The following is a 23,239-nucleotide window of genomic DNA, read 5'->3' as shown; positions in this document are numbered from 1 at the left end:
GTTCAATGATCCCTTGAAAGCACGAAGCGCGCGATGTCACGGAGCAGGTCGGCCTCAGGCCCGTAGCTGCGCAGATGCGCAATCGCCTGGTCCACCAGCATCCGGCACCGCTCGCGTGCTGCGTCGATCCCCAACAGCGAGACAAAGGTTTCCTTGCCCGCCCCTTCGTCCTTGCGCAGCTTCTTGCCGGCCAGCGCCTCATCCCCCTCGACGTCGAGCAAATCGTCGACGATCTGGAAGGCGAGGCCGATGTCGCGGGCGTAACCGCGCAGGTGCGTGCGGCCCTCCGGCGGTACGCGACCGAGAATCGCGCCCGCCTCCACCGCGGCCAGGATCAGCGCGCCGGTCTTCATCGCCTGCAGCCGGGTGACGGTGGGAAGGTCGAAGCTTGCGCGTTCGGCCTCCAGATCCATCATCTGGCCGCCGGCCATGCCGGCAGGCCCTGCCGCGCGCGACAGATCGAGCACCAGTTCAGCGCGAACGAACGGATCGGAATGGGTCGCGGGATCGGCCAGCACCTCAAACGCCAGCGCGTGGAGGCAATCCCCCGCCAGGATCGCGGTCGCCTCGCCAAACTGCTTGTGCACGGTGGGGCGGCCGCGGCGCATGTCGTCGTCGTCCATCGCCGGCAGATCGTCGTGGATCAGCGAATAAACGTGGATCGCCTCCAGCGCGAGCGCGACCCGCCCGGCGCATTCGAGGTCACAGTTGAACAACCGCGCGGTCGCAACCACCAGCAGCGGGCGAAGTCGCTTGCCCCCGTCGATCGCGGCGTGGCGCATGGCGCGATACAGGTCCGCGCGCGGATCGTCGGGCACGGTCAGCAAGGCGTCGAAGCGCGCGTCGATGTCGCGCGCCGTATCGGCCAGCGCGGCCGCAAGCGTGGGGGTGAGGGTCATCCGGCGGCGAAGGGCGTCGTCGTGGCGCGGCCCTCGGCGTCGAGGCGGATCGCCTCGATCCGTGCCTGGGCGGCGTCCAGCCGTTCGGCGCAGCGCGCGCGCAGCTGATTGCCGCGTTCGTACAAGGCGATTGCATCCGCGAGCGGCGTATCGCCGGATTCAAGTCGCGCTACGATAGCCTCAAGCTCTTTCAGCGCGGCCTCGAACGTCAGGCTGTCGACGGGCGTGTCCATGGCGGTGCTATGGGACACGGGCGTGCGAGGGGTCAAGGAGGTGCGGAGCCACGGCCAGCCGGGCCGGTTCGAGGATACAGGCCCGCCCGCAATCGTTTGATGCGGCATGTTCCAGAGCATCAACCCCGCCACCGGCGCACCGGGCGCCACCTATCCCGAACTGACCGATGCGGAGGTGGAGACGCGCGTCGCCCGCGCGCACGCCGCCTGGGCGCAATGGCGCACGATGGATCTGGCGACCCGAACCGACCTGCTGGAGCGGATCGCCGAGGGGTTCGAGGCCGACAAGCGCCGGCTGGCGGAGATCGCGACGCGCGAAATGGGCAAGACGCTGAAATCGGCGATCGCGGAGGTGGAGAAATGTGCCGCCGGTTTCCGCTATTATGCGCAGAACGGGCCGGCCATGCTGGAGCCGCGGACAATCGACGTGCCGGGCGGCACCGCGACGACGCATTATCTGCCGATCGGCGCGGTGCTGGCGGTGATGCCGTGGAATTTTCCGTATTGGCAGGTGGTCCGCTGGCTGGCGCCGACGATCGTGGCGGGCAATGTCGGGCTGCTGAAGCACGCCTCGCTATGCCAAGGCGTGGCCGCCGCGATCGAGGAAACGGTGATCGCTGCCGGCGCGCCGGCGGGCCTGTTCCAGAATCTGGCGATCAAGAGCGGCAAGGTCGGCGCGTTGATCGCCGACAACCGGATTGCGGCGGTAACGCTGACGGGCAGCGAAGGCGCGGGCGCGAAGGTCGCCGAAGCGGCGGGTGCCGCGCTGAAGAAGGTGGTGCTGGAACTGGGCGGATCGGATCCGTTCATCGTCATGCCGTCTGCCGATCTCGACGCGGCGGCCAAGGCCGCGGTGACCGCGCGGGTGCAGAATACCGGCCAGTCGTGCATTTGCGCCAAGCGGATGATCGTCCACGCCGACGTCTATGACGCATTCCTCGAGCGCTTCTCGGCCGGGATGAAGGCGGTCGTCGCCGGCGATCCGATGGAATCGGACACCGACATGGGGCCGCTGTCGAGCGAGGAGCAGCGCCAGACGGTGATCGGTCAGCTGGCGCAGATCCAGGACGCTGGCGGGCGGTTGCTGTTCGGCGGCGAGCCGCTGCCGGGCAATGGCGCCTTCATGTCGGCGGGGGTCCTGATCGACGTGCCGATCGATCACCCCGCCGCGCAGGAGGAATTGTTCGGACCGGTGGCGATGCTGTTCCGCGCGGATGACATCGATGCCGCGATCGCGCTGGCTAATGACGTGCCGTTTGGCCTGGGCGCCTCGGTCTGGACCAACGATGCGGCGGAAAAGGCGCGCTTCGCCCGCGACGTCGCGTCGGGGATGATGGCGGTGAACAAGATGCTAGCCTCCACCCCCGAGGCGCCGTTCGGCGGCATCAAGAAATCGGGCCACGGGCGCGAACTGGGCGCGTATGGCCTGCACGAATTCATGAACCTGAAGACCGTGTTCAACTGAGGGGAGGCGAGCGATGGCGGCTCATCGCATCCTTTACCGCGCGTTTACCTTCCGGGCGCAGACCTGTGGTAACGGGAGTCCGGGGGAGAACGGAGCCGCCATGTCACGCGTTACTCAAGCCATCGTCGCCACGGCCGCCATTGCGGCCCTGGCCGCCTGCGCCACGCGCACCAAGGAGGTTGCGGTGGCGACGCCGCCGCCAGCGCCCGCCCCGGTACCGGTCTATGTCACCCCGGCGATCTCACCGATCAATCGCGGCCTCTCACCCGCAGCCACGGTGTGGCATATGCGCGTCGCGCTGAATGTCGCCGCTTTGGCGTGCCGCGGGCCGCAGGGCGACCAGATCGTCAACGGCTATCGCACGCTGCTGACCACCCACAAGGCGGTGCTGTCCAGCGTGGAGGACACGCTGGCTGGCCAGTATCGCGCCATGGGTGGCGACTGGCAGGATCGGTATGACGACGCGATGACGCGGCTGTACAATTTCTTCTCGCAAGCCCCGGCGCGCGACGCCTTCTGCACCGCGGCGGCAGCGACGCTGACCGAGGCGGAGCGGCTCAGCCCCAATGAACTGCAGTCGTTCGCCGCGGCCGTGCTGCCGACGCTGGACGCGCCCTTCGCCGAGATGCTGGCGCCGCGCCCGGTGATCGCACTGGCGGCGCCAACGCCTGCGCCGGTGGTGGGCGCTGTCGCCACGGCTGCACCCCGCGCCCCCGTTCCGGCAGCGGTTGCCGCGCCCGCCCCGGTTGCGCCGGCCGCAGCGGTTGCGGCTCGTCCGGCGCCTGTTTCGGTAGCGCCCGTTGCGGTGGCATCCGGCACGCGCGCGGTGGCGGCAGTCGCCAGGCCGGTGGTGACCGCTCCAGCCAAGACGCCCGAACCCGCCGCTGCGGCCCGCGCCACCGCGCCCGCGGCGGCCGTTGCCACTCGCGCGGCGGCGGCGCCGGCCGCGGTGGGCACACGCGCGCCGCGGATCGAGGTCGATCCGGCCGTTCTTCAGGACTGACCGTTCCGCCACGGGACTGTTCGCGACGATCCGCTTCGGTTAACAGGCCGGTCATGGAGACCGGCCGCATCGATCAGCCTGTGGAAGGCCGCTTCGTCGGGGTCGAGCATCGCCTGCCGATCCGCGTCTATTTCGAAGACACCGACCTGTCGGGGATCGTCTACCACGCCAATTACCTGCGCTTCATGGAGCGGGGGCGATCGGACATGCTGCGGCTGGCGGGGATCGACCAGCGCGGCGTGCACGAGGCGGGCGAGGGCGCCTATGCGGTGACCAGCCTGGCGATCCGCTATCGCGCGCCGGCGCGGCTGGACGATGCGCTGGTCGTCGTCACGCGCGTCACCGAGGTGCGCGCCGCGAGTGTTTCCATTCATCAACGAGTCATGCGCGACGCGCTTGTGCTGGCAGACGCGGATGTCGTCGCGGCGCTGGTGGCACCGTCGGGGCGACCCCGGCGGCAACCGCGTGACTGGATCGAACGTTTCGGCGCACTTGCCGACAAGGGGGAAATGAGGCCTTGAACCCGTTCTTCAATACCGACGCTGCTACCCTGTCGCCGATCGCCCTGTTCTTGCAGGCCGATTTCGTGGTGAAGGGCGTGATGTTCGGGTTGCTCGCCGCCAGCATCTGGACGTGGGCGATCATCTTTTCCTTCTGGCGCAAGCTGGGCCGGACGCGAAAGGCGACGGAGAAGTTCGAGCACGATTTCTGGAAGGCTGACGATGTTGACGCCTTCTACAAGACGCGCGCCGAGGAGGATTTGCCCAGCGCCCGTGTCTTTGCCGCCGGCGTCGCCGAATGGCGCCGCTCAACGCAGGGATCGGTGATCGACCGTGCCGGCACGCGCGAGCGGCTGGCGACCACCATGGGCGCCGCGGTCGCGAACGAGATCGACAAGCTGTCGGACCGTCTGAACGTGCTCGCCACGGTCGGTTCGGTGGCACCGTTCGTCGGCCTGTTCGGCACCGTGTGGGGCATCATGCGCAGCTTCACCAGCATCGCCAGCCAGCAGAACACCAGTCTGGCGGTCGTCGCGCCGGGTATCGCCGAGGCGCTGTTTGCCACCGCGATCGGCCTGTTCGCGGCCATCCCGGCGGTGATCGCGTACAATCGCTTCAGCCACAGCATCAACCGGATCGAGGCGCGGCTGAACCGCTTTGCCGACGGGTTCCATGCCACGCTGTCGCGCCAGCTGGATCGCGAGCGGTGATCGCCGTGACGTCGATCGATCCGGCCGCGGCGGAGGGCTGAACCATGGCGATGCAGCTTCCCTCGCAGCGATCGGGCGGGCGCCGCGCGCCGATGGCGGACATCAACGTCACGCCGCTGGTCGACGTGATGCTCGTGCTGCTGATCATCTTCATGGTCACCGCGCCGCTGCTGACCGCGGGCGTGCCGGTGAACCTGCCGGACAGCCGTGCCAAGCCGCTGGACCAGGACAAGGAGCCGACCGAAATCTCGCTCGACGCCGATGGACGGATCTTCATCGCGAAGGACGAGATCGCGGCCGATGCGCTGCCCGCGCGGCTCGACGCTATTGCCGCCGAATCCGGTGAGGGCGATCCGCCGCAGGTCTACCTGCGCGCCGATCGCGCACTGGATTACGGGCAAGTGATGCGCGTGATGGGCGAATTGAACCGGGCCGGGCTGAACCGCGTCGCGCTGGTGACGATCGGGGACGAGTGACCCGGATGGACCGGTCGGAACGCATCGGGCTTGGTATTGCCGCGGCAGGACATCTGATCCTGTTCGGGTTGCTGTCGGTCGGCTTCCTGGCGACGCCCAATCCCGAAAAGCTGAAGCAGCAGCCGATCGAGGTGAGCCTGGTCAAGGACGTCGGGCTGGAGGCAACTGCGCCGCAAGCGGTGGAGGAGCCGGCCCAGTCGGTCGCGCCCGAAACCGGCGAGCCTGACGACGCCGCGCCGCCGGCACCGGCAGAGCCTGCTCCAGCTCCAGCTCCAGCTCCAGCTCCAGCTCCAGCTCCAGCTCCAGCCCCGGCCCCAGTTCCAGCCCCGGCGCCGCCGCAGCCAGCACCCAAGGCCGCGCCGCCAGAGCCAGCGCCCAAGGCTGCTCCCAAGCCGGAGCCGAAGCCGAAACCTGCCCCGCCCAAGCCGCAGCCGGCACCCAAGCCGGCCGAGAAGCCCAAGCCTGCGCCCAAGCCCAAACCGAACCCGGCAGCAGAGCGCGAGGCCGCAAAGAAGGCCGCCGCTGCCGAAAGCGCGGCCAAGGCAGCTGCTGCCGCCGCCGCCGCCAAGACCAAGGCCGCAGCGGAGGCCAAGGCCAAGGCCGCGGCTGATGCCCGCGCCAAGGCCGCCGCTGATGCCCGCGCCAAGGCCGCAGCCGACGCCAAGGCGAAAGCCGCTGCGAAGGCACGCGGAACGGGGTCGGACAGCGAATCCAAGGCTGCGCGCCCGAAGGGCGGCCGTCTGGGTGATGATTTCCTCAAAGGGCTGAGCACCGAGAAGTCGACCAGCCGCAGCCAGACGCCGCGCGCGGCGAAGATCGACGGTGCGGCGCTCGCCTCGATCGTCCAGGCGATCGCGCGGCAGATCCAGCCGTGCGCCGATCGCCAGGTCGACCCCGGCCCCGGCGCCAACGAGATCGTGACGACGCTGAACCTGCGTCTGAACGAGAATGGCACGCTGGCCGCGACGCCGACGGTGGTTCGCCAGACCGGCGTCACGCCGGAGAACGAACGCTATGCCCAGCGCGTCAAGGATCTGGGCATTGCGGCGTTCAAGGGCTGTTCGCCGTTGAAGCTGCCGCCGGAATATTACGACACGCCCAATGGGGGGTGGAACAACATCAACTTCAAATGGAAGCTGCGGTGATGACCGATCACGATTTTGACCGTCACGGGCCGCTTGGTCGTTCGCTGGCATTGGTCCGCGGAGCTGCCCGGCCTTCGCGCCCGGTGCGCGCCGGCGTGATGACGCTGTTCATGACGTTGCTGGCGACCACTGCCGTTGCGCAGGACGTGCCGCCGACGCCGCTCAACGTACCCGCGCCGGCCGCAGCCGCGGCACCGGCACAGACCACGGGTGGCCCGCTGGAAGTCGACGTAACGGGCGGCATTTCCGCGCCGATGCCGATCGCCATCCCCTTCATGCCGCCTGCCACGGTGGTGCAGACGCCCGCCGGGTCGACCGACGCGCTGGGGCGGCAGCTGGCGGAGATCGTCACCAACGACCTGCGTAATTCGGGCCTGTTCCAGCCGCTGTCACCGGCGCAGCTGCGCACGGTGATGTTCCCCGAGGTGCAGAGCCCGGCGTTCAGCTATTGGGCAGGCACGGGCGCGCAGGCGCTGGTGCAGGGGTATATCCGCGCCAATGGCGACGGCACGCTGACGGTCGGCTGCTATTTGTTCGACGTGTCCGCGCAGACCGAATTGATGCGCCAGGGCTTCGTCGTGCCGCCGTCCGACTGGCGGCGCGCGGCGCACAAATGCGCCGACATGGTCTATGCCCGGCTGACCGGCGAAGGGCCGTATTTCGACAGCCGCGTGGTCTATGTTTCGGAGACGGGGCCGAAGGGCAAGCGCATCAAGCGCCTGTCGATCATGGACCAGGACGGCGCCAACCACCGCTTCCTGACCAACGGCCAGTCGATCGTGCTGACGCCGCGTTTCTCGCCCAACCAGCAGTCGATCGTGTACATGAGCTATGTCGGCCGGGTGCCGGCGATCTATGTCTATGAGATCGGCAGCGGCCGGCAGCGGCTGGTGGTGCAGAATGTCGCGACGACCTTCGCACCGCGCTTCTCGCCCGATGGCCGCTGGATCCTGTTCTCGATGGCGACGGGCGGCAACACCGACCTGTATCGCGTGCCCGCATCCGGCGGCACGCCGCAGCGGCTGACCAATTCGCCCGGGATCGACACCGGCGGCAGCTATTCGCCCGATGGCAGCAAGATCGTGTTCGAGAGCGACCGTTCCGGCGGGCAGCAATTGTACGTGATGAACGCCGATGGATCGAACCAGCAGCGCATCAGCTTCGGCGGCGGCCGCTATGGCACGCCGGCATGGAGCCCGCGTGGTGACCTGATCGCGTTCACGCGCATGTCGGGCGGCTTTCGCATCGGCATCATGAACGCCAATGGCGGCGGCGAGAAGATCCTCACCAACGGCTGGCATGACGAGGGCCCGAGCTGGGCACCCAACGGCCGTGTGCTGATGTTCTATCGTTCGGCGCAGGGGCGCAGCGGCAAGGCGGATCTGTGGTCGGTCGACCTCACCGGCGTCAACGAACGCCGGGTGCCGACGCCGCTGGACGGGTCGGACCCCTCATGGGGTCCGTTGCGGCCGTAAAACTGTTAGTGGAATGCTGTTACTGGGGGGCAACGGGGCTGAAAATGGGAGAAAAGAAAATGGCCAGACTGACGACCACCGTCCTGCTCGCAGCGGCATTGGTGACCACCGCGGCCTGTTCCAAGAAGCGGCCGGAGGTGCTGCCGCCAGCGCCCGGCGAGGCGCCGACGACGGGGCAGACCGGAGCGACCGGACCGGCGGATGGCGTGGTGACGCCGGGTTCGGCGGAGGATTTCAAGCGCTCCGTGACCAGCGACACCGTCAATTTCGGCCTGGACCAATATGATATCGACGGCACCGCGCGCGGCATCCTGGACAGCCAGGTCGTGTGGCTGCAGCGTTATCCCAACGTGCGCGTGACGATCGAGGGCCACGCCGACGAGCGCGGCACGCGTGAGTACAATCTGGCGCTGGGTGATCGCCGCGCCAACGCCGCCAAGAACTATCTGGTCGCGCGCGGCGTGTCGCCGAGCCGCATCACCACGATCAGCTATGGCAAGGAACGCCCGCTGGCGCTCGGCTCGGACGAGGAAAGCTGGGCACAGAACCGCCGTGCAGTGACGGTGGTGCTGAACTGATTTGCCGGCGAGCGGCGCGGGGTCCGCGCGCTCGCCGCGGTCATGCAAAGGGCGCCGGTGCCAATCGCACCGGCGCCCTTTTTGCGCCTGAACCTGCCCGGCTGGTGGGCCGATCAGTCGGTTGGTGTCGGCGGGATCGCGCGGGCCTCCTCGGCCAGCAGCACCGGCACGCCATCGCGGATCGGATAGGCGAGGCCGGCGGCGGCGGAGATGAGCTCGCCGGCCGCCTTATCCAGCACCAGCGGGGTGCGCGTGACAGGGCAGACCAGCCGCTCGAGCAGCCACGGATCGATCGTCACTCCCGACGAATCCGTGTTCACTGGAGCGTCACCCGGTCGTCGCCGTCGTGGCGGCCGAAGAATTGCATCAGCTGGACGATCAGGTCGGCGCGCATCTTGATCCCGTCCGCCTCGAGCAGCGCTTGCTTGGCCGCTACGTCGAAGGGCGCGATCTGCGCGATGCCGTTGACGAGGCTCTGGTCGTCGAGCCGGGCGACGGCTTCCCAGTCCACGGCATAACCCTGATGGTCGGCAAAGCGCCGTGCCTCCAGCTCCAGCGCGGACCGCTCCCCGAGCGACAGCGTCTCGGGCGGCGGCTCGGGCAGCAGCGTCGCCTCAACCTGGCGGAAGAGGGTGGCGACGTCGAGCTCGCGCTCGAGCCGGAACAGCGACACGCCCTCCAGCACCAGATTGGACCGGCCATCGTCCAGCATCTCGATGTCGGCGATCCGACCGACACAGCCAATGTCGTACAGCGCCGGCTTGTCGCCGGCGCCCGCCTCCATCATCCGCGGCTGGATCATGCCGATCCGCCGGTCCCGCGCCATCGCATCGGAGATCATCGCGCGGTACCGCGGCTCGAAAATGTGCAGCGGCAAGTGCATGCCCGGAAACAAAAGAGCACCGGGCAGGGGGAAGATGGAGAGCCGGGTCATCCGAACAGGATGGCGGACAGTCGGCGGCGCTGCGCCGATACCCACGGATCCTCCAGCCCGACGACCTCGAACAGCTTCAGCAGCTGCTGGCGCGCCGCGCCCTCATTCCATTCACGCTCGCTGGCAATGATCGAGAGAAGATTGTCGGCAGCCGCATCGCGCTGGCCCGCCGCCATCTGGGCATTGGCGAGATCGAAGCGGGCCTGATGATCGTCCGGGTTGGCGACGACGGCGGCCTCCAGCGGGGCGAGATCGTCGACAGGCGGCGCGGACTGGGCGAGCGCCAGCGCGGCGCGCGCACGCTCGATATCGGGGCGCTTGGCGACGTCCTCGGGCAGCGTGTCGAGCATCGCCTGCGCCTCGTCATGCGCGCCGGCGGCGACCAGCGCGCGGATGCGGCCGGACAGGACGGCAGGATGTTCCGGCGCCATTTCCATGAGCTGGTCGAAGATCGACAGGGCGCGTTCGACATCGCCCTGAGCCAGCACATCCTCGCCCATTGCGATCAGCGGTTCGAGTTCCGCTTCCTGCGACTGTGCCTCGCCCTGGATCGGCAGCTGGCGCAGCAACTGGTCGAGCATCGTGCGCAACGCCGACTCGGTGCGCGCACTGGTCAGGTCGGCCACCAGCTGCCCCTGGAACATCGCATAAACGGTCGGGATCGAGCGGATCTGGAATTGCGAGGCGATGAACTGGTTCTTGTCGGTATCGACCTTGGCCAGCACGACGCCCTTGTCAGCGTAGGCGGCCGCGACCTTTTCCAGCACCGGGGTCAGCGCCTTGCACGGGCCGCACCATTCGGCCCAGAAATCGATAATGACGAGCTTCGTCATCGACGGCTCGACCACATCCGTGCGGAATGCCTGAACGGCTTCCTTTTCCGCGGCACTCATTCCCAGCGTAGCCAAGGGCTGCTCCCGATTGATGGTTCGGGCCCTTATGTGGGGATGGGCGAGGGGAAGCAAACCCCCCGCCCATCCTAAAGCCGAACTTCGCGTGCCCGGTTCAGAAGGCCGCGCTGACCGAGAAAACGACCGTATCGGAATCGATCCGGCTGCCGTTCTTGGTGGAGGAGAAATTGGGCTGGAGGTACGCTATCTCGCGCTTCTTCAGGTTCGTGTCGACGAACGCCACGCCCAGCGTCAGCGGGGTGCTGGGCACCGCGAAGTCGAGCCCGATCAGATAGTCGAGGTATTTGCCGGTCGGCGCGATGCTGGTGCCGTTCGGGCCCAGGCCGCGGTTGCCATCGGAAAAGCCGACATGCGCCTTTGCCGTCAGCGGCGTCGAGGGAATGCCGACCGATCCGTCGACCCACAGGTACAGATTGTCTTCCTTGTCACCCGGATCATTGTAGACCCCGGCTGCGGCATCGGCGCCGCTGAAGTACCAGCGGCCGAGCGCCTGCTGCTTCGGCGCGTAGGCGACACCGGCCAGCAGGTTCACCGGGCCCAGCGTGCCCGATACCTTCACATAGGGTTCGGCAAAGTCGGTTTTGTCTGCCCCGCCCGGATACATGTACCAGGTGAGGCCGACGTCGAGGTTGACGCCGGGCGATACCTCGGTGGCAAATCCGCCGATCAGGTCCAGCTCCATGTTGGAGCCGCCGAACGTGCCCCAGCCGGCGAGGTTCGATCCCCATACGCCGGCGTACACGCCGCTTTCATGCTTGACGGTGATGCCGCCCTGGACGGCCATCTCCTTGTCGGTCTGCGAGACGCCACGATAGCGATAGTCGGAGACCAGCGCGATGCTGCCGCTGACGGTTACGGGTTTGGGAGGCTCTTCCTGAGCGTGGGCGGGAAGAGCGGCGACCGCGAGGAACGCGGCAGGCAGATACTTCAGAAACATCATGGAACCTCCTGTTTGCAGAGGCTCCTCCTGCTTCCGGTCCGCTTGCGCTCCTCCTCCCCCATGCAGGGGAGCGGTCGCTCGCTGGCCGGACACTTTGACGCTATCGCAGCAATATCAACGTAACATTGCCAGATTGCGTCAAAGTGTTTCCGGGTACGTCAGGCTGCCAGTGTGGCGATCCGGCCACGCTGACCGCGCAGCTCGACCGGACTACCAGCTGCCTTGCGGCGCTGGAACCAGTCACGCAGCAGTTCCGCCGACGTATGATCGACCGCATCCAGCTTCGATACGTCGAGGCGGCACGGCGCGTTGGCCGGCACGCGATCGAGCGTCGCGGACAGCTTGGGCAGGGTGACGAAGGTCGCCGAGCCATCGAGCGAGATGGCGTGCGATTCGCCGTCCTGCTGCTCGAACACCCGCAGACGCAGGCGGCGCAGGTTGGGCACCAGTTCCAGCACCGTCAGGCCGATGCCGACCAGCACGCCGGTGAGCAGATCGGTAGCAACGACCATGATCAGCGTTGCCGCCCAGATCACGACCGGCAGGACGCCATAATCGCGATACAGGTGCTGCGCATGCTTCAGGCTGACCAGGCGCCAGCCGGTGACGACCAGTACCGCGCCCAGTGCCGCCATCGGGATGGCGCGCAGCAACCACGGCAGCAGCGCGACGAAGCCGAGGATCCAGACGCCGTGCAGGATCGCCGAGGAACGGGTGACCGCGCCGGCCTGCACATTGGCGGACGAACGAACGATCACGCCGGTCATCGGCAGCGAGCCGGCAAAGCCGCAGAGCAGGTTACCCACGCCCTGCGCGCGCAGTTCCTTGTTGTAGTCGGTACGAACGCCGTCGTGCATCTTGTCGACCGCGGCGGCGGACAGCAGCGTTTCGGCCGACGCGATGAAGGCGATGGCGACAGCGGCGGTGATCACGGCCGGATCGGCAAAGCGGGCGAGGAAGCCGCTTTCCGGCGGCGCAATGGCACCCATGATCGATTCCGGAACCACGACCTTCGCGACGTCGATGCCGAGGAAGACGGTGAGCAGCGTTGCCGCGACCACGCCGACCAGCGCACCGGGAACGAGGCGCAGCGACTGCGGGCGGAACTTCTCCCACCCCACCATGCTGCCGATCGTGACGAGCGCCAGCATGAACGCCAGCTCGGTCGCCTGCAGATCGGTCGACAGGCCGAGCAGACGGCCCGGCATCGCTGCCAGGTTTTCCAGGCCGGACGACAGCGGCTTGTGATCGAACAGCACGTGGAACTGGCCCACGACGATCAGCACGCCGATGCCCGCCAACATGCCGTGCACCACTGCCGGGCTGATCGCCCGGAACCAGCCGCCGAGGCGGAAGATACCGGCAACGACCTGAATCGCACCGGCCAGGATCAGGATGGGGCCCAGCGCCGACAGGCCCTGGTCTCGCACCAATTCAAAGACGATCACCGCCAGGCCGGCGGCCGGACCGGACACCTGAAGCGGCGATCCGGCCAGCGCACCAACGACGATACCGCCGATGATGCCGGTGATCAGGCCTTTTTCAGGCGGCACACCGGAAGCGATCGCGATGCCCATGCACAAGGGCATTGCGACGAGGAAGACCACGATCGAGGCAGTGAAGTCCCGACCAAAGAACTTCAAAGAGGGAATGGAGACGCCAGGGCGCTCGATCGCATCCTGCTTCATTATTCCGCTGCCTCTTGGAAGGGGAGGTCAGCCGCGAGGCGCCTCTCTGCGGGGACGGCCACCGGCAGTGGCTTGTCGGCGCGAACCGCCTCGAAGCGCGAGGTCTGGCCGTTCAGCGCCAGCATCTGCCCATTGTGGATGTCGACGAACCAGCCGTGCAGCGCGATCTCACCGCGCGCGACGCCGGCCGCGACCGACGGATGGGTGCGCAGATGCGCCAGCTGGACCACGACGTTCTCCAGGCTGATCACGCGGACGCGCTCGCTGTCTTCGAGATCGGGATAGCTCGAATCGACAACCTGGCGCGCGGCGGAGCCGTGACGCAGCCAGGCTGCGACGTTCGGCATCGGCTCCAGCTTCGCCGGATCGCCAGCCAGACCCTTCATCGCGCCACAATCGGAGTGGCCGCAGACAATGATGTCGCGGATGCCGAGTGCGGCAATTGCGTATTCCACTGTGGAAGTGACGCCGCCGTTCTGAGTTGCATAGGGCGGCACAATATTGCCGGCGTTACGGCAGACGAACAGATCGCCCGGCTGTGCCTGCATAATTTGCTCGGGCACGATTCGCGAGTCGGCGCAGCTGATGATCAGCGCCTTCGGCTCCTGCCCATGGTTCGCGAGCTTTGAATAAAGCGCACGGCTGTCTTCGTAGACCTTCTTTTCGAAGTTGAAGACCCGACCGATAAGTTCGTTCACGGGGGCTGCTCCTATAAAACTGGAACAGCTTATTTAGTTGCTGCGCTTTTCTGGACCGCAGCGCCAACGTTACATTTAATGTCTGATCGGTCAGGCGAGCCGGGTGATCGGCAACGTGACCGTCGCGACCAGCCCGCCGCTGGCGCGGTTCGACAGCATCAGCTGTCCGTCCTCCGCCGCGATCGCCTGCACCACGATTGGGAGGCCGAGGCCAAAGCCCACCGTATTGCGCCCGCGCGCCGGATCCAGCCGGACGAACGGCTCCAGCACGGCCTCCATCTGGTTCTCCGGAATGCCGGGGCCATCGTCCATCACGCGAATCGTCACCAGGCCGTCGCCGGGCTCCAGCACCACGGTGACTCGCTCGCCGTAATGGAGCGCATTCTCGATCAGGTTCGTCAGCGCGCGCTTGATCGCCAGCCGGCGCAGCCGCAGTTCGAAATGATCCGGCCCGACATACGTCGCCTCATAGCCGCGGTCAGTGGCGTCATCGACCAGCGTCGCGCACAGCACCGCAAGGTCGAGCGAGGTCGGTTTCTCCGGATCGGTGTCACCGCCGAGGAAGGCGAGGAGCGAGGCGATCATCGCCTCCATCTCCGAAACATCCTGGCCGATCGCGGCGCGCGTCTCGTTGCTCTCGATCGCTTCGGTGCGCAGCCGCAGCCGGGCGAGCGGTGTGCGCAGATCGTGTCCGACGGCGGCCAGCGACTGGGTACGCGCCTCGATCAGCGCCGTGATACGTGATTGCATCCGGTTGAATGCAGAGACGAGCCGGCGCACCTCGCGCGGACCATCTTCGGGGACCGAGCCGACCTCATAATGGCCGACACGATCGGCCGCCTCGGCCAGTTGCTTCAACGGCTTCAGCGCGCGGCGGAGCATCAATCCGCCCAGGATCATCAGCGCCACGGCGGGGACCAGCCCCAGCAACACGCGTTCGTAAGCGAAGTCGAGCTTGGCGACCGCCTCCAGCGTGCGGAATTGCAGCCAGCTGCCATCGCGCAGCCGCAACGCGCCCATCACCTTGGAGCTTCGACCGGGAGAGATCAGCCGCAGGCGGATGTCGCCGGTGCGCAGCGCAGGCTCCCAATCGACGATCTGGCGGCGCATCGCATCAAGCGCGGGATCGGGATTGGGCGGGACACCGGCCGCGCTCTGCCAATGCACCTCGTAGCGATCGGTGGTCAGTTCATTGGCCAGCGCGGTCCGCTGTGCCGGCGGGCGATCCTCCAGCAGCCGTCGGCTGATGACGAGATGTTCGGCCAGCCGGCGCGATTCGTCGTCACGGACCGAAAACTCGCTCGCCCGTTCGTACAGCGCGGTCGACACGCCGAACTCGATGACCATCGTGAGGAGGAGAATCGCGACGACCTGCCCAAGCAGGCCGACCGACGGTATCCAGCGCCTCAACTGCGCTCCACGGGGACGTTGAGCATATAGCCGACACCGCGCACCGTCACGATCGGCGCCTGTTCGCCGGCGCTCGACAGCTTGCGCCGCAGCCGGCTGATCAGCACGTCGATCGAGCGATCGGAACTGTCGCCCAGCCGGGTGCGCGACAATTCGATCAGCCGCTCACGCGCGATCACGCGCTGCGCATGGTCAGCGAGGGCCACCAGCAGATCAAATTCCGCGCCGGTCAGGTCGACCGAGGCGCCGGTGGGCGAGGTCAGCTCGCGCCGCGGCAGGTTCACTGTCCAGCCTTCGAAGCGCAGCATCCCGTGGTCACCCTCGCCCGACCGGCGGTCGAGCGCCGGGCGGCGGAGCACTGCGCGGACGCGTGCGACCAGCTCGCGCACGCCGAACGGCTTGGCGATGTAATCGTCGGCGCCCAGCTCAAGCCCGACGACGCGGTCGGTCTCGCTGGAACGCGCGGACATGAAGATGATCGGAACGTCGCTTTTCTGGCGGAGCGACCGACACAGGTCGATCCCGCTCGTCCCGGGCAGCATGATATCGAGCAGCACGAGATCGACCGGGCCCGAATCAAGCGCGAGCCACATTTCAGGCGCCGCCGAGGCGGGGCGCACGTTGAAGCCGTTTTCCTGGAGCGCGCGAGCGGTGAGCATACGCAGCGCCGGATCGTCCTCCACGAGCAATATGGTAGGGGCGGTCATGCAGGGTGCGAACTAGTCGGGAAGGGCCGCTTCGGTCAATGTTCCTGACGGTGACGTTACATTGCTGAAGATTTTGGGGTTGCAGGGTCCCAAACTCGCTGCTAGTGGCCGCGCCTCACCCAGCCCGGAAGCTTCCGGGACACGGCGCCAGAGCGGGCGTAGCTCAGGGGTAGAGCACAACCTTGCCAAGGTTGGGGTCGAGGGTTCGAATCCCTTCGCCCGCTCCAGTCGCTGCCAATACGGGCAGCGACCCCGGCGAGAATATCTCGCCCTAGACCACCGCAAATATCGTCGTTCTGCAAACGCAGCCAGCTTCACCGCGGCGGGGTTCGCTTGCGCGTTCGGCAGGTTAAGGTCGGGCATGACAGATGCACCGATTCGCGTTGGCATTGGCGGCTGGACCTTCGAGCCCTGGCGCGGCAGCTTCTATCCGCCGAAATGGCCGATCAAGCGCGAGCTGGAATATGCCGCCGCTCACGTCACCGCGATCGAGGTGAACGGCACCTTTTACAGCAGCTTCAAGCCCGCGACCTTTGCCGGATGGGCCAAGACGGCGCCCGACGGCTTCGTCTTTGCGCTGAAGGCATCGCGTTATTGCGTGACGCGCAAGGTGCTGGCGGAGGCGGGGGAGTCCGTATCCCGGTTCGTCGGGCAGGGAATTGTTGAGCTGGGCGACCGACTGGGCCCGATCCTGTGGCAATTCGCCGCCACGCGAAAGTTTGACCCCGTGGACATCGCCGCTTTCCTGGAGCTGCTGCCGGCCTCGCATGACGGCGTGCCGCTGCGCCACGCCATTCAGGTGCGGCACGACAGTTTCGCAGTGCCCGAGTTCGTCGCGCTGTGCCGCGCGGCGGGTGTCGCGATCGTGTTTGGCGATTCGGCCAGTTACCCGGCGATCGCCGACATATCAGGCGACTTCGTCTATGCCCGGCTGGAGAATGCGGTGGAGGAGGAGCCGGCGGGCTATGCCCCCGACGCGCTCGATCGCTGGACACAGGTGGCGCGTGGCTGGGCCGCGGGGCACCAGCCCGAGGGGTTGCCCTATGTTGCCGATGCAGCAGCGCCGGTCCGGCCGCGTGAAACCTTCGTGTTCTTCATAAACGGGGCCAAGGTGCGTGCACCGCACGGTGCGATGGCGATGATCGAGCGGCTGTCGGCCTGAACGCAGGCACGTTATGCCGGTTGGTGTCGAAAGCCCCTGGGCATAGAATTTCACACGGGAACCATGGACGACGACCCCATCATCATCCGGCCCTATGAGGGATCGGCGGAAACGACGGCATTGTCGCAGATCTGGCTCGACGCCTCACTCATCGCCCATTCCTTCATCGGTGAGCAGCGCCTGATCGAACAGCGTGCGCTGATCGAGGATCAGTATCTTCCTAATTCCGAGACATGGGTCGCGATGGTCGACGGTGCGCCGGTCGGGTTCATCAGCCTGCTCGACACGTTCGTCGGGGGGCTCTTCGTGGCGCCTGACATGCAGGGTCGGGGGATCGGCCGGCGGTTGATCGATCAGGCGATGGCGCTGCGGGGCGACTTGGAGCTGGACGTCTATGTCCACAACGCCGCGGCGCTGCGATTCTATCGGCGGCTCGGCTTTCAGGAGCAGTCGCGCCGGGCAATGGACGATGAAGGCCTGCCGTTTGAAAATATACGCCTGCGCCTGACCCGATCGCCCACCTGACGCGTGCGCGCCGTCTGCCGATGCTCGGCCGGTACGCAGCCGGGTTGCGGCGCGCGGCGGCGGCGGGCATGTCGCCAGACCGATGAGTGACGCCGCCGTTCCCGCTATGCCCGCCCCGACGGAGGGCAACCTTCCCGAACGTCTCGCCCGCGCGATCGCGCTCGGTGGCCCGATCCCGGTCAGCCAGTTCATGGCGGCGGCGAACGCGCATTATTATGCGACGCGCGACCCGCTGGGCGCGGAGGGTGATTTCACCACCGCGCCAGAGATCAGCCAGATGTTCGGCGAGTTGATCGGGCTGTGGGCGGCGGACCTGTGGGATCGCGCGGGACGGCCCGACGTGCGCTGGGTCGAATTGGGGCCGGGGCGCGGCACGCTGACCGCCGACGCGCTACGCGCCGCGGCAAAGGCCGGCTTCACCCCACCGGTCCTTTTCGTCGAAACCAGCCCGACGCTGCGCGCGCGGCAGGCGGAGGCGGTGCCGAATGCCGTCTGGCACGACGATGTCGAGGATCTGCCCACTGATCGCCCGATGATCGTCATCGCCAACGAGTTTTTCGATGCGTTGCCGATCCGCCAGCTGGTGCGTGGGCCGGCCGGCTGGCGCGAGCGGCTGGTCGCCTGTCAGGATACGCTGTTCCTGCCGATCGGCGGCGCGGTCGTGCCCGACAGCATCATCCCGGAGCATCTGCAGGATTCGCCGCCGGGCGCGATCATCGAAACCTCGCCCGCCAGCGTCGGGATCATGCGCGTGCTCGCCGCCCGGATTGTGGCGCAGGGGGGTGCGCTGCTCGCGATCGATTATGGCTATGAAGGGCCGGCGGTGGGCGAGACGCTGCAGGCGGTGGGCGGCCACGCCTTTGCCAATCCGTTCGAGGAACCGGGCGAGCGTGATCTGACGGCGCATGTCGATTTCGCGACGCTGGGCATCGTCGGCACCGCCAGCGGGGCGATCGTATCCGGACCCGTCGGGCAGGGCAGCTTCCTCGTCCAGCTTGGCATCGATGCGCGCGCCGCGGCGCTGGGCCCGCAGGTGGCGGCCGACCGCGAAAGGCTGGTCGATACGATGGGATCGCTGTTCAAGGTGCTGGCGATGCGCCATCCCGAGTGGCCGCAACCGGCAGGCTTCGCATGATCACCTATCGCCCGGCGACCCCCGCCGATGCCGAGCCGCTCGATACGATGGCACGGTACGTCTGGCTTGAGACCTTTGGCCATTCGGCGCCGCCGGCCGATATCGATGCCTATGTCGCGCAGCATTACGGCCCTAGCGGGACGCTGCGGCGGCAGCTGGCCGATCCGGCATTCGATTTCCAGCTGGCCGTGCGGGGCGAAGCGGTGGTCGGTTATTGCAAGCTGGGCCCGACGTTCTTTTCGGGCGAGGTGCCGGCGGACGACGCGCTTCACCTTCACCAACTGTATGTCGATCCGGCGCAGCATGGCAGCGGCGTCGCCGCGCAACTGCTGCAATGGTCGTATGACGTCGCGCACGCGCGCGGAAAGGAAGCCATCTTGCTCACCGTCTGGGAAGAAAACCTGCGCGCCCGCGCCTTCTACGCCAAGCACGGCTTCGTCCACGTCGGCGACTACGCCTTTCAGACCGGCTCGCAGATCGACCGCGATCTCATCATGCGGCGCGCCCTGTGAACGGCGTGGATGTGAGCGCCGGACATGTGAGCGTTGACGACGGGAGCGGCGTGGAGGTGATACGCGCCCGCACGCTGGGCGATGTGGCGCACGGCTTCCTGGGGCGGCGCGGCGGCGTGTCGCAGGGGCTGCACGGCGGGCTGAACGTCGGGCTGGGATCCGACGATGATCGCGCCGCGGTGGAGGAGAACCGCCGCCGTGCGGCCGCGGCGGTGCTGCCAGGCGCGCCGCTGGTCACCTGCTTTCAGGTCCATTCGGCGGAGTGCGTCACGATCACGCAGGACATGCCCGAACGGCCGCGCGCTGACGCGATGGTTACCGATCGTCCAGGTTTGGCGCTGGGCATCCTGACCGCTGATTGCGCGCCCGTGCTGCTGTCCGACCGTGAGGCCGGCGTGGTCGGCGCGGCGCATGCCGGGTGGAAGGGCGCGATCGGCGGGGTGACGGATGCTACGCTCAGCGCCATGGAGGCGCTAGGCGCGCGGCGTGACCGGATAACCGCGGCAATCGGCCCGTGTATCGCGCGGGCGAGCTATGAGGTGGACGAAGCGTTCCGCCGCCGGTTCGAGGAGGAGGATCCCGCCAACGAGCGCTTCTTCGTCGATGCCCGCGCCGGGCACGCCAAGTTCGACCTGGAAGCCTATGTCGCGCATCGCCTGGCGAGCGCGGGGGTACAGCGGATCGAGGCGCTGGGGCTGGACACCTATGCCGATGAGGACCGCTTCTTCAGCTATCGGCGGGCGACGCATCGCGGCGAGCCCGATTATGGCCGCCAGATCGCGATCATCGGCCTGCGCTGAGCCGTGCTTTCGCTTGGGGCATGCAACCGCTAGAGCCGTGAGAGACTTGTCATGGGTCAGGATGCACGCCGCCTGAATCGTTGTCCCGCGATACAGCGGCGCGAGTGACGTGGCGGCGGCAGGCTGACGGCGGAAAGAGCGTATCGGATGACTCACATGCAACACGCGGACGTCCTGATCCTGGGCGGCGGGCTGGTCGGCGCGACGCTGGCACTGGCGCTCGACCGCCACGGCCTTTCCACCATCGTCATCGATCCGGCCGACCCCTCGGTTACGCTGTCCGCGGGCTTTGACGGCCGCGCCTCGGCGATCGCCAGCGCCAGCCACCGGATGCTGGAGGCGATCGGTGTCGCCGACCGGCTCAGCGGGCAGGGATGTGCCATCCGCCAGATCCGGGTCAGCGACGGGCTGGAACCGGGGGCGCTCGATTTCATCCCGGATGCCGACGATGGCGCGCTCGGCACGATGTATGAAAACCGTGCGCTGCGCCGCGCGCTGGCCGACAGCATGGGGGAAAGCGGCGTCGATTTTCGTCCGCTGACCCGCGCCGTTGAGGTTGATCGTTCCGCCACCGGCGTGCGCGCAACGCTCAGCGACGGCACCACCGTTACGGCATCGCTGCTGGTGGCCGCCGAAGGGCGCAATTCGCCGACGCGTGCCGCCGCCGGCATCACTACGGCCAATTGGCGCTATGACCATGCCGCGATCATCGGTGCGTTTCACCACGAACGGTCGCACGAGAACATCGCGTTCGAGATCTTCTATCCCACCGGCCCGTTCGCGCTGCTGCCGCTGGTCGATGATGCCGACGGCCATCGCTGCGCCATCGTCTGGTCGGTGAAGCAGGCGCAGGGGCCGGCGATGCTGAAGCTGTCCGACCGCGCGTTTCTGGCGGAAGCGGAGAAGCGGATGGGCGGGTTCCTCGGCACGCTGTACAAGGCGAGCCCGCGCGCCAGCTACCCGCTGGGCTTCCACCATGCCGCGGCAATCACCGCCGAGCGGCTGGCACTGGTCGGCGACGCCGCGCATGGCATCCACCCGATAGCGGGGCAGGGGCTGAACCTGGGTTTCCGCGACGTCGCGGCACTGACCGAGGTGCTGGTGGAGGGGCGCCGCCTCGGGCTGGAGGCGGGCGACGCGCAACTGCTCGACCGCTATCGCCGCTGGCGCAGCCTCGACACAATGATGGTCGCTGGCGCCACCGACGTGCTGACGCGGCTGTTCGGTATTCCCGGGCGGACGGCCAGCGCGGTGCGCCGTTTCGGCATTTCCGCGGTCAACGCCATCCCGCCGCTGAAAGACCGGTTCATGGCGGAGGCGCGCGGCGAGAGCGGCGCGCTGCCACGCCTGCTCCAGGGCATGACCATCTGATTCAGCCGTGGGAGGCGCCCGCGCCGACCTGTGCAGCGGCGGGATCAGTGCAGCGGCTCTCCCGCGATGGTGATCCGGTGCATCAGCCGGCGATGGCCGTGATAGTCGTTCATCGCCAGATGCCAGGTTGACCGATTGTCCCAGATGGCGAGCGAGCCCGGTGCCCAGCTGACGCGGCAGTGGAACCGCTCCTGCATTGCCATCTGATAGAGATATGTCAGCAGCGGTACGCTTTCCTCCCGCGTCCACCCCTCGAAATGGAGCGTGAAGGCGGGATTGACGTACAGGATCTCACGGCCGGTCTGCGGGTGCCGGATAACGGCGGGGTGGATCGCGTGGGTCCGTTCGTCATGACCCTTCAGGTCGGCCGCCTGGTCGGTCTTCGCGTAAATCCCGTCGGCGCTGTAGATATGGTCGGCGGAATGCACCGCGCGCAGCTCGCGCAACGTCGCTTTCAACCCGTCTGACAGGCTGTTGAAGACTGCGCCCATGCCGGCGAACAGCGTGTCGCCGCCGGTCGGCGGTGTTTCGCGCGCCAGCAGGATCGATCCCATCGCCGGCACCTGGTCATAGCTGTGATCGGTGTGCCAGCCGCCGCCGATGTTGGTCTGCTGGGTCTCCGCCTTCCGCACCTCGGCGATCTCGGGATAGCCGCCGTTCGCGGGGAAGTATTTGTTGACGTCGATCGTGCCCCAGCGCCGCGCAAAGGCGATATGCTGTTCGGGCGACATCGCTTGATCGCGGACGAAGAGGATCCCGTGATCGGCCAGCGCGCGGCGCAGCGTGCCGAAGGTAGCGTCGTCGATCGTGTTGAGATCCACGCCGCTCGCCTCCACGCCGACATGCTCCGACAGCGGGCGCATCCGTGTTGTCGTCATCGATCCTCTCCTTGTTCTTCGACCGGGATCGTACCGGACCCGCTGGGCACAGAATGTCACGTGGGTTACATTCCAAAAGATGCTTCAGGAGCTTCTGGTCAGCCGATGGTTTGCGCGCCAGCCGGCCGCGCTTCAGGAACGGCTCGCGCAGGCCGGGCGGCTCATATCGCTGTCCGCCGGGCAGTGGGTATATGGGGAGGGGGACGATGCCACCGGCCTGGTTCTGGTGCTCGGCGGCCTGGTGCGGCTGGAAGCCACGGTCGGTGAGCGCACGATCCTGGTCGGCGTGGCGCAGACGGGGGGCGCCTTTGGCCAATCGCAGCGGCACGGCGGCGGTCCGCGCATCGTGACCGCCCGCGCCGGGCCGCCCAGCCGTGTCTTCACGATCAACGATCGCGCGCTGGAGCGGGTCGCGGCCGATCTTCCGCTCCTGTGGCAAGCGGTCAGCACACTTGTGTACGCGCAGCTCGACGCCAGCGTTCATTCGCTGGCGCAGATGCTCGCCCTGCCGCCACGGGCACGGATCGCCGCGCGGCTGCTGCCCTTTGCGGAAGCCGGAGAGGCGCCGCTGTCGCAATCCGATCTTGCCGAACTGTGCGGGCTGTCGCGCAAGGCGACCAATGCGCATCTCGCCGCGTTGGAGGCGGCCGGCGCGATCCGTCGCGGCTATGGCCGTGTCAGCGTGCTCGATGCGGCGGCGCTGGCAGCGGTCGACGGTGGCAGCCGCTTCGCATGAACGGCCCGACGGCGGCCATCGCTGCCGCGCCTTTGCCCTAGCGGGCGCGGGCGAGCGGCGCGCCGTACGGTGTGCAGATCACGCATCGCCAGCTCTGCCACCTCCTCGCGGTTGCCGATCATGCGATGTTCGCACGCGATGCCGCGGCGGCTGGCGTATCGCGGCCGTCCTTTTCGCAGCAGACCCGCTATTCGCCGACGGCGCCTCAAGTTGTTCATCAACAAGGGACGACAAGCGCAACCAGAGATCGCGATCGCGAGCAGCTACTTTAGGTTGAGAGAACGGCTTGGCCGTTGAACTTCCCGTCAAAGATGGGACGCTGCCCAACTTTGACCGGAAAATGGTGCC

At 67.4% G+C, this 23,239-nt stretch carries 26 protein-coding genes and 1 tRNA gene; 16 read left to right on the top strand and 11 right to left on the bottom strand.

The genetic code is table 11. From position 1 onward, the window contains the following. Nucleotides 1-2: 2 nt before the first annotated feature. Both K0S66_RS03940 and K0S66_RS03935 read right to left on the bottom strand, forming a co-directional pair. Nucleotides 3-899, bottom strand: coding sequence for a polyprenyl synthetase family protein (locus tag K0S66_RS03940; RefSeq protein WP_301073837.1), 897 nt, complete (start codon nt 897-899; stop codon nt 3-5). Continuing rightward, a complete protein-coding gene (locus tag K0S66_RS03935; RefSeq protein ID WP_301073836.1) occupies nt 896-1,132 on the bottom strand; it encodes an exodeoxyribonuclease VII small subunit in 237 nt (78 codons plus the stop codon). Before K0S66_RS03935 ends, K0S66_RS03940 begins: the two co-directional genes overlap by 4 nt. 106 nt (nt 1,133-1,238) lie before the next feature. Here K0S66_RS03935 and K0S66_RS03930 point away from each other — a divergent pair, with 106 nt between their 5' ends. The 8 genes from K0S66_RS03930 (at nt 1,239) to pal (ending at nt 8,484) form a co-directional block, all read left to right on the top strand. Then, entirely contained in the window at nt 1,239-2,597 is a 1,359-nt protein-coding gene (locus tag K0S66_RS03930) for an NAD-dependent succinate-semialdehyde dehydrogenase (RefSeq protein ID WP_301073835.1), read from the top strand. 100 nt (nt 2,598-2,697) lie between these two features. After that, nucleotides 2,698-3,600: a hypothetical protein gene (locus tag K0S66_RS03925; RefSeq protein ID WP_301073833.1), complete on the top strand. Its 903-nt coding sequence runs from the start codon at nt 2,698-2,700 to the stop codon at nt 3,598-3,600. A 53-nt stretch (nt 3,601-3,653) separates the two neighbouring features. Continuing rightward, nucleotides 3,654-4,121: a tol-pal system-associated acyl-CoA thioesterase gene (gene ybgC, locus K0S66_RS03920; protein WP_301073832.1), complete on the top strand. Its 468-nt coding sequence runs from the start codon at nt 3,654-3,656 to the stop codon at nt 4,119-4,121. Next, the gene (tolQ, locus tag K0S66_RS03915) at nt 4,118-4,810 is read left to right on the top strand and encodes a protein TolQ (protein ID WP_301073830.1); all 693 of its coding nucleotides are present in this window, start codon (nt 4,118-4,120) and stop codon (nt 4,808-4,810) included. Before ybgC ends, tolQ begins: the two co-directional genes overlap by 4 nt. A gap of 44 nt (nt 4,811-4,854) precedes the next feature. Continuing rightward, complete coding sequence (tolR, locus tag K0S66_RS03910) at nt 4,855-5,286, top strand: protein TolR (RefSeq protein WP_301073829.1); 432 nt, start codon at nt 4,855-4,857, stop codon at nt 5,284-5,286. A 5-nt stretch (nt 5,287-5,291) separates the two neighbouring features. Continuing rightward, nucleotides 5,292-6,431 (top strand): cell envelope integrity protein TolA, encoded by a 1,140-nt coding sequence (gene tolA / locus K0S66_RS03905; RefSeq protein WP_301074024.1) that lies wholly within the window; start codon nt 5,292-5,294, stop codon nt 6,429-6,431. Between the two features lie 110 nt (nt 6,432-6,541). Beyond that, nucleotides 6,542-7,906 carry a Tol-Pal system beta propeller repeat protein TolB gene (tolB, locus tag K0S66_RS03900; RefSeq protein WP_301074023.1) on the top strand — a complete coding sequence of 455 codons (1,365 nt, stop codon included), beginning with the start codon at nt 6,542-6,544 and terminating at the stop codon, nt 7,904-7,906. Between the two features lie 59 nt (nt 7,907-7,965). Continuing rightward, nucleotides 7,966-8,484 carry a peptidoglycan-associated lipoprotein Pal gene (gene pal / locus K0S66_RS03895; RefSeq protein WP_301073828.1) on the top strand — a complete coding sequence of 173 codons (519 nt, stop codon included), beginning with the start codon at nt 7,966-7,968 and terminating at the stop codon, nt 8,482-8,484. A 113-nt stretch (nt 8,485-8,597) separates the two neighbouring features. Here pal and K0S66_RS03890 read toward each other — a convergent pair whose 3' ends face one another. From K0S66_RS03890 to K0S66_RS03855, 8 genes are all read right to left on the bottom strand, one after another. Further along, nucleotides 8,598-8,804, bottom strand: coding sequence for a Trm112 family protein (locus tag K0S66_RS03890; protein WP_301073827.1), 207 nt, complete (start codon nt 8,802-8,804; stop codon nt 8,598-8,600). Beyond that, nucleotides 8,801-9,418: an LON peptidase substrate-binding domain-containing protein gene (locus K0S66_RS03885; RefSeq protein WP_301073826.1), complete on the bottom strand. Its 618-nt coding sequence runs from the start codon at nt 9,416-9,418 to the stop codon at nt 8,801-8,803. Before K0S66_RS03885 ends, K0S66_RS03890 begins: the two co-directional genes overlap by 4 nt. After that, a complete protein-coding gene (locus tag K0S66_RS03880) occupies nt 9,415-10,311 on the bottom strand; it encodes a tetratricopeptide repeat protein (RefSeq protein ID WP_301074022.1) in 897 nt (298 codons plus the stop codon). The genes K0S66_RS03885 and K0S66_RS03880 overlap by 4 nt, the downstream gene beginning before the upstream one ends. A 112-nt stretch (nt 10,312-10,423) precedes the next feature. After that, the gene (locus tag K0S66_RS03875; RefSeq protein ID WP_301074021.1) at nt 10,424-11,266 is read right to left on the bottom strand and encodes a TorF family putative porin; all 843 of its coding nucleotides are present in this window, start codon (nt 11,264-11,266) and stop codon (nt 10,424-10,426) included. A 161-nt stretch (nt 11,267-11,427) separates the two neighbouring features. Next, the gene (locus tag K0S66_RS03870) at nt 11,428-12,957 is read right to left on the bottom strand and encodes a SulP family inorganic anion transporter (RefSeq protein WP_301073825.1); all 1,530 of its coding nucleotides are present in this window, start codon (nt 12,955-12,957) and stop codon (nt 11,428-11,430) included. Next, on the bottom strand, nt 12,957-13,655 hold the full coding sequence (locus K0S66_RS03865) for a carbonic anhydrase (protein WP_301073824.1): 699 nt from the start codon (nt 13,653-13,655) through the stop codon (nt 12,957-12,959). Before K0S66_RS03865 ends, K0S66_RS03870 begins: the two co-directional genes overlap by 1 nt. A gap of 90 nt (nt 13,656-13,745) precedes the next feature. After that, entirely contained in the window at nt 13,746-15,065 is a 1,320-nt protein-coding gene (locus K0S66_RS03860; RefSeq protein WP_301073823.1) for an ATP-binding protein, read from the bottom strand. Continuing rightward, a complete protein-coding gene (locus tag K0S66_RS03855; protein WP_301073822.1) occupies nt 15,062-15,772 on the bottom strand; it encodes a response regulator transcription factor in 711 nt (236 codons plus the stop codon). Before K0S66_RS03855 ends, K0S66_RS03860 begins: the two co-directional genes overlap by 4 nt. A 152-nt stretch (nt 15,773-15,924) precedes the next feature. Here K0S66_RS03855 and K0S66_RS03850 point away from each other — a divergent pair. From K0S66_RS03850 to K0S66_RS03820, 7 genes are all read left to right on the top strand, one after another. Then, nucleotides 15,925-15,999: transfer RNA gene (locus K0S66_RS03850), tRNA-Gly, on the top strand. 134 nt (nt 16,000-16,133) lie between these two features. Further along, a complete protein-coding gene (locus tag K0S66_RS03845) occupies nt 16,134-16,934 on the top strand; it encodes a DUF72 domain-containing protein (RefSeq protein ID WP_301073821.1) in 801 nt (266 codons plus the stop codon). 63 nt (nt 16,935-16,997) lie between these two features. After that, on the top strand, nt 16,998-17,459 hold the full coding sequence (locus tag K0S66_RS03840; RefSeq protein ID WP_301073820.1) for a GNAT family N-acetyltransferase: 462 nt from the start codon (nt 16,998-17,000) through the stop codon (nt 17,457-17,459). Between the two features lie 82 nt (nt 17,460-17,541). Further along, a complete protein-coding gene (locus tag K0S66_RS03835) occupies nt 17,542-18,594 on the top strand; it encodes an SAM-dependent methyltransferase (RefSeq protein ID WP_301073819.1) in 1,053 nt (350 codons plus the stop codon). Then, the gene (locus tag K0S66_RS03830; RefSeq protein ID WP_301073818.1) at nt 18,591-19,106 is read left to right on the top strand and encodes a GNAT family N-acetyltransferase; all 516 of its coding nucleotides are present in this window, start codon (nt 18,591-18,593) and stop codon (nt 19,104-19,106) included. The genes K0S66_RS03835 and K0S66_RS03830 overlap by 4 nt, the downstream gene beginning before the upstream one ends. 26 nt (nt 19,107-19,132) lie before the next feature. Then, the gene (pgeF, locus tag K0S66_RS03825) at nt 19,133-19,906 is read left to right on the top strand and encodes a peptidoglycan editing factor PgeF (RefSeq protein ID WP_301073817.1); all 774 of its coding nucleotides are present in this window, start codon (nt 19,133-19,135) and stop codon (nt 19,904-19,906) included. Between the two features lie 156 nt (nt 19,907-20,062). Continuing rightward, nucleotides 20,063-21,277, top strand: a complete 1,215-nt coding sequence (locus K0S66_RS03820) for a UbiH/UbiF/VisC/COQ6 family ubiquinone biosynthesis hydroxylase (RefSeq protein WP_301073816.1) — start codon at nt 20,063-20,065, stop codon at nt 21,275-21,277. A gap of 44 nt (nt 21,278-21,321) precedes the next feature. Here the strand turns inward: K0S66_RS03820 and K0S66_RS03815 are convergent, their stop codons facing one another. Next, a complete protein-coding gene (locus K0S66_RS03815; protein WP_301073815.1) occupies nt 21,322-22,155 on the bottom strand; it encodes a TauD/TfdA family dioxygenase in 834 nt (277 codons plus the stop codon). A gap of 79 nt (nt 22,156-22,234) precedes the next feature. On the opposite strand from K0S66_RS03815, the gene K0S66_RS03810 reads away from it, so the two are divergent. Next, nucleotides 22,235-22,891: a Crp/Fnr family transcriptional regulator gene (locus tag K0S66_RS03810; protein ID WP_301073814.1), complete on the top strand. Its 657-nt coding sequence runs from the start codon at nt 22,235-22,237 to the stop codon at nt 22,889-22,891. Nucleotides 22,892-23,239 lie beyond the last annotated feature (348 nt).

This window comes from Sphingomonas sp. (assembly GCF_029239295.1).
Taxonomy (GTDB): Bacteria; Pseudomonadota; Alphaproteobacteria; order Sphingomonadales; family Sphingomonadaceae; genus Sphingomonas.
Note: the sequence above shows the minus strand (reverse complement) of the source record. Positions and strands in the feature narration are given on the sequence as shown.

Excerpts from the sequence above, each read along its gene's own strand:
- K0S66_RS03940 (WP_301073837.1), bottom strand. The coding sequence starts at position 899 with ATGACCCTCACCCCCACGCTTGCGGCCGCGCTGGCCGATACGGCGCGC.
- K0S66_RS03935 (WP_301073836.1), bottom strand. The coding sequence starts at position 1,132 with ATGGACACGCCCGTCGACAGCCTGACGTTCGAGGCCGCGCTGAAAGAG.
- K0S66_RS03930 (WP_301073835.1), top strand. The coding sequence starts at position 1,239 with ATGTTCCAGAGCATCAACCCCGCCACCGGCGCACCGGGCGCCACCTAT.
- K0S66_RS03925 (WP_301073833.1), top strand. The coding sequence starts at position 2,698 with ATGTCACGCGTTACTCAAGCCATCGTCGCCACGGCCGCCATTGCGGCC.
- ybgC (WP_301073832.1), top strand. The coding sequence starts at position 3,654 with ATGGAGACCGGCCGCATCGATCAGCCTGTGGAAGGCCGCTTCGTCGGG.
- tolR (WP_301073829.1), top strand. The coding sequence starts at position 4,855 with ATGGCGATGCAGCTTCCCTCGCAGCGATCGGGCGGGCGCCGCGCGCCG.
- tolA (WP_301074024.1), top strand. The coding sequence starts at position 5,292 with ATGGACCGGTCGGAACGCATCGGGCTTGGTATTGCCGCGGCAGGACAT.
- tolB (WP_301074023.1), top strand. The coding sequence starts at position 6,542 with ATGACGTTGCTGGCGACCACTGCCGTTGCGCAGGACGTGCCGCCGACG.
- pal (WP_301073828.1), top strand. The coding sequence starts at position 7,966 with ATGGCCAGACTGACGACCACCGTCCTGCTCGCAGCGGCATTGGTGACC.
- K0S66_RS03885 (WP_301073826.1), bottom strand. The coding sequence starts at position 9,418 with ATGACCCGGCTCTCCATCTTCCCCCTGCCCGGTGCTCTTTTGTTTCCG.
- K0S66_RS03880 (WP_301074022.1), bottom strand. The coding sequence starts at position 10,311 with ATGAGTGCCGCGGAAAAGGAAGCCGTTCAGGCATTCCGCACGGATGTG.
- K0S66_RS03875 (WP_301074021.1), bottom strand. The coding sequence starts at position 11,266 with ATGTTTCTGAAGTATCTGCCTGCCGCGTTCCTCGCGGTCGCCGCTCTT.
- K0S66_RS03870 (WP_301073825.1), bottom strand. The coding sequence starts at position 12,957 with ATGAAGCAGGATGCGATCGAGCGCCCTGGCGTCTCCATTCCCTCTTTG.
- K0S66_RS03855 (WP_301073822.1), bottom strand. The coding sequence starts at position 15,772 with ATGACCGCCCCTACCATATTGCTCGTGGAGGACGATCCGGCGCTGCGT.
- K0S66_RS03845 (WP_301073821.1), top strand. The coding sequence starts at position 16,134 with ATGACAGATGCACCGATTCGCGTTGGCATTGGCGGCTGGACCTTCGAG.
- K0S66_RS03840 (WP_301073820.1), top strand. The coding sequence starts at position 16,998 with ATGGACGACGACCCCATCATCATCCGGCCCTATGAGGGATCGGCGGAA.
- K0S66_RS03835 (WP_301073819.1), top strand. The coding sequence starts at position 17,542 with ATGAGTGACGCCGCCGTTCCCGCTATGCCCGCCCCGACGGAGGGCAAC.
- K0S66_RS03830 (WP_301073818.1), top strand. The coding sequence starts at position 18,591 with ATGATCACCTATCGCCCGGCGACCCCCGCCGATGCCGAGCCGCTCGAT.
- K0S66_RS03820 (WP_301073816.1), top strand. The coding sequence starts at position 20,063 with ATGCAACACGCGGACGTCCTGATCCTGGGCGGCGGGCTGGTCGGCGCG.
- K0S66_RS03815 (WP_301073815.1), bottom strand. The coding sequence starts at position 22,155 with ATGACGACAACACGGATGCGCCCGCTGTCGGAGCATGTCGGCGTGGAG.
- K0S66_RS03810 (WP_301073814.1), top strand. The coding sequence starts at position 22,235 with ATGCTTCAGGAGCTTCTGGTCAGCCGATGGTTTGCGCGCCAGCCGGCC.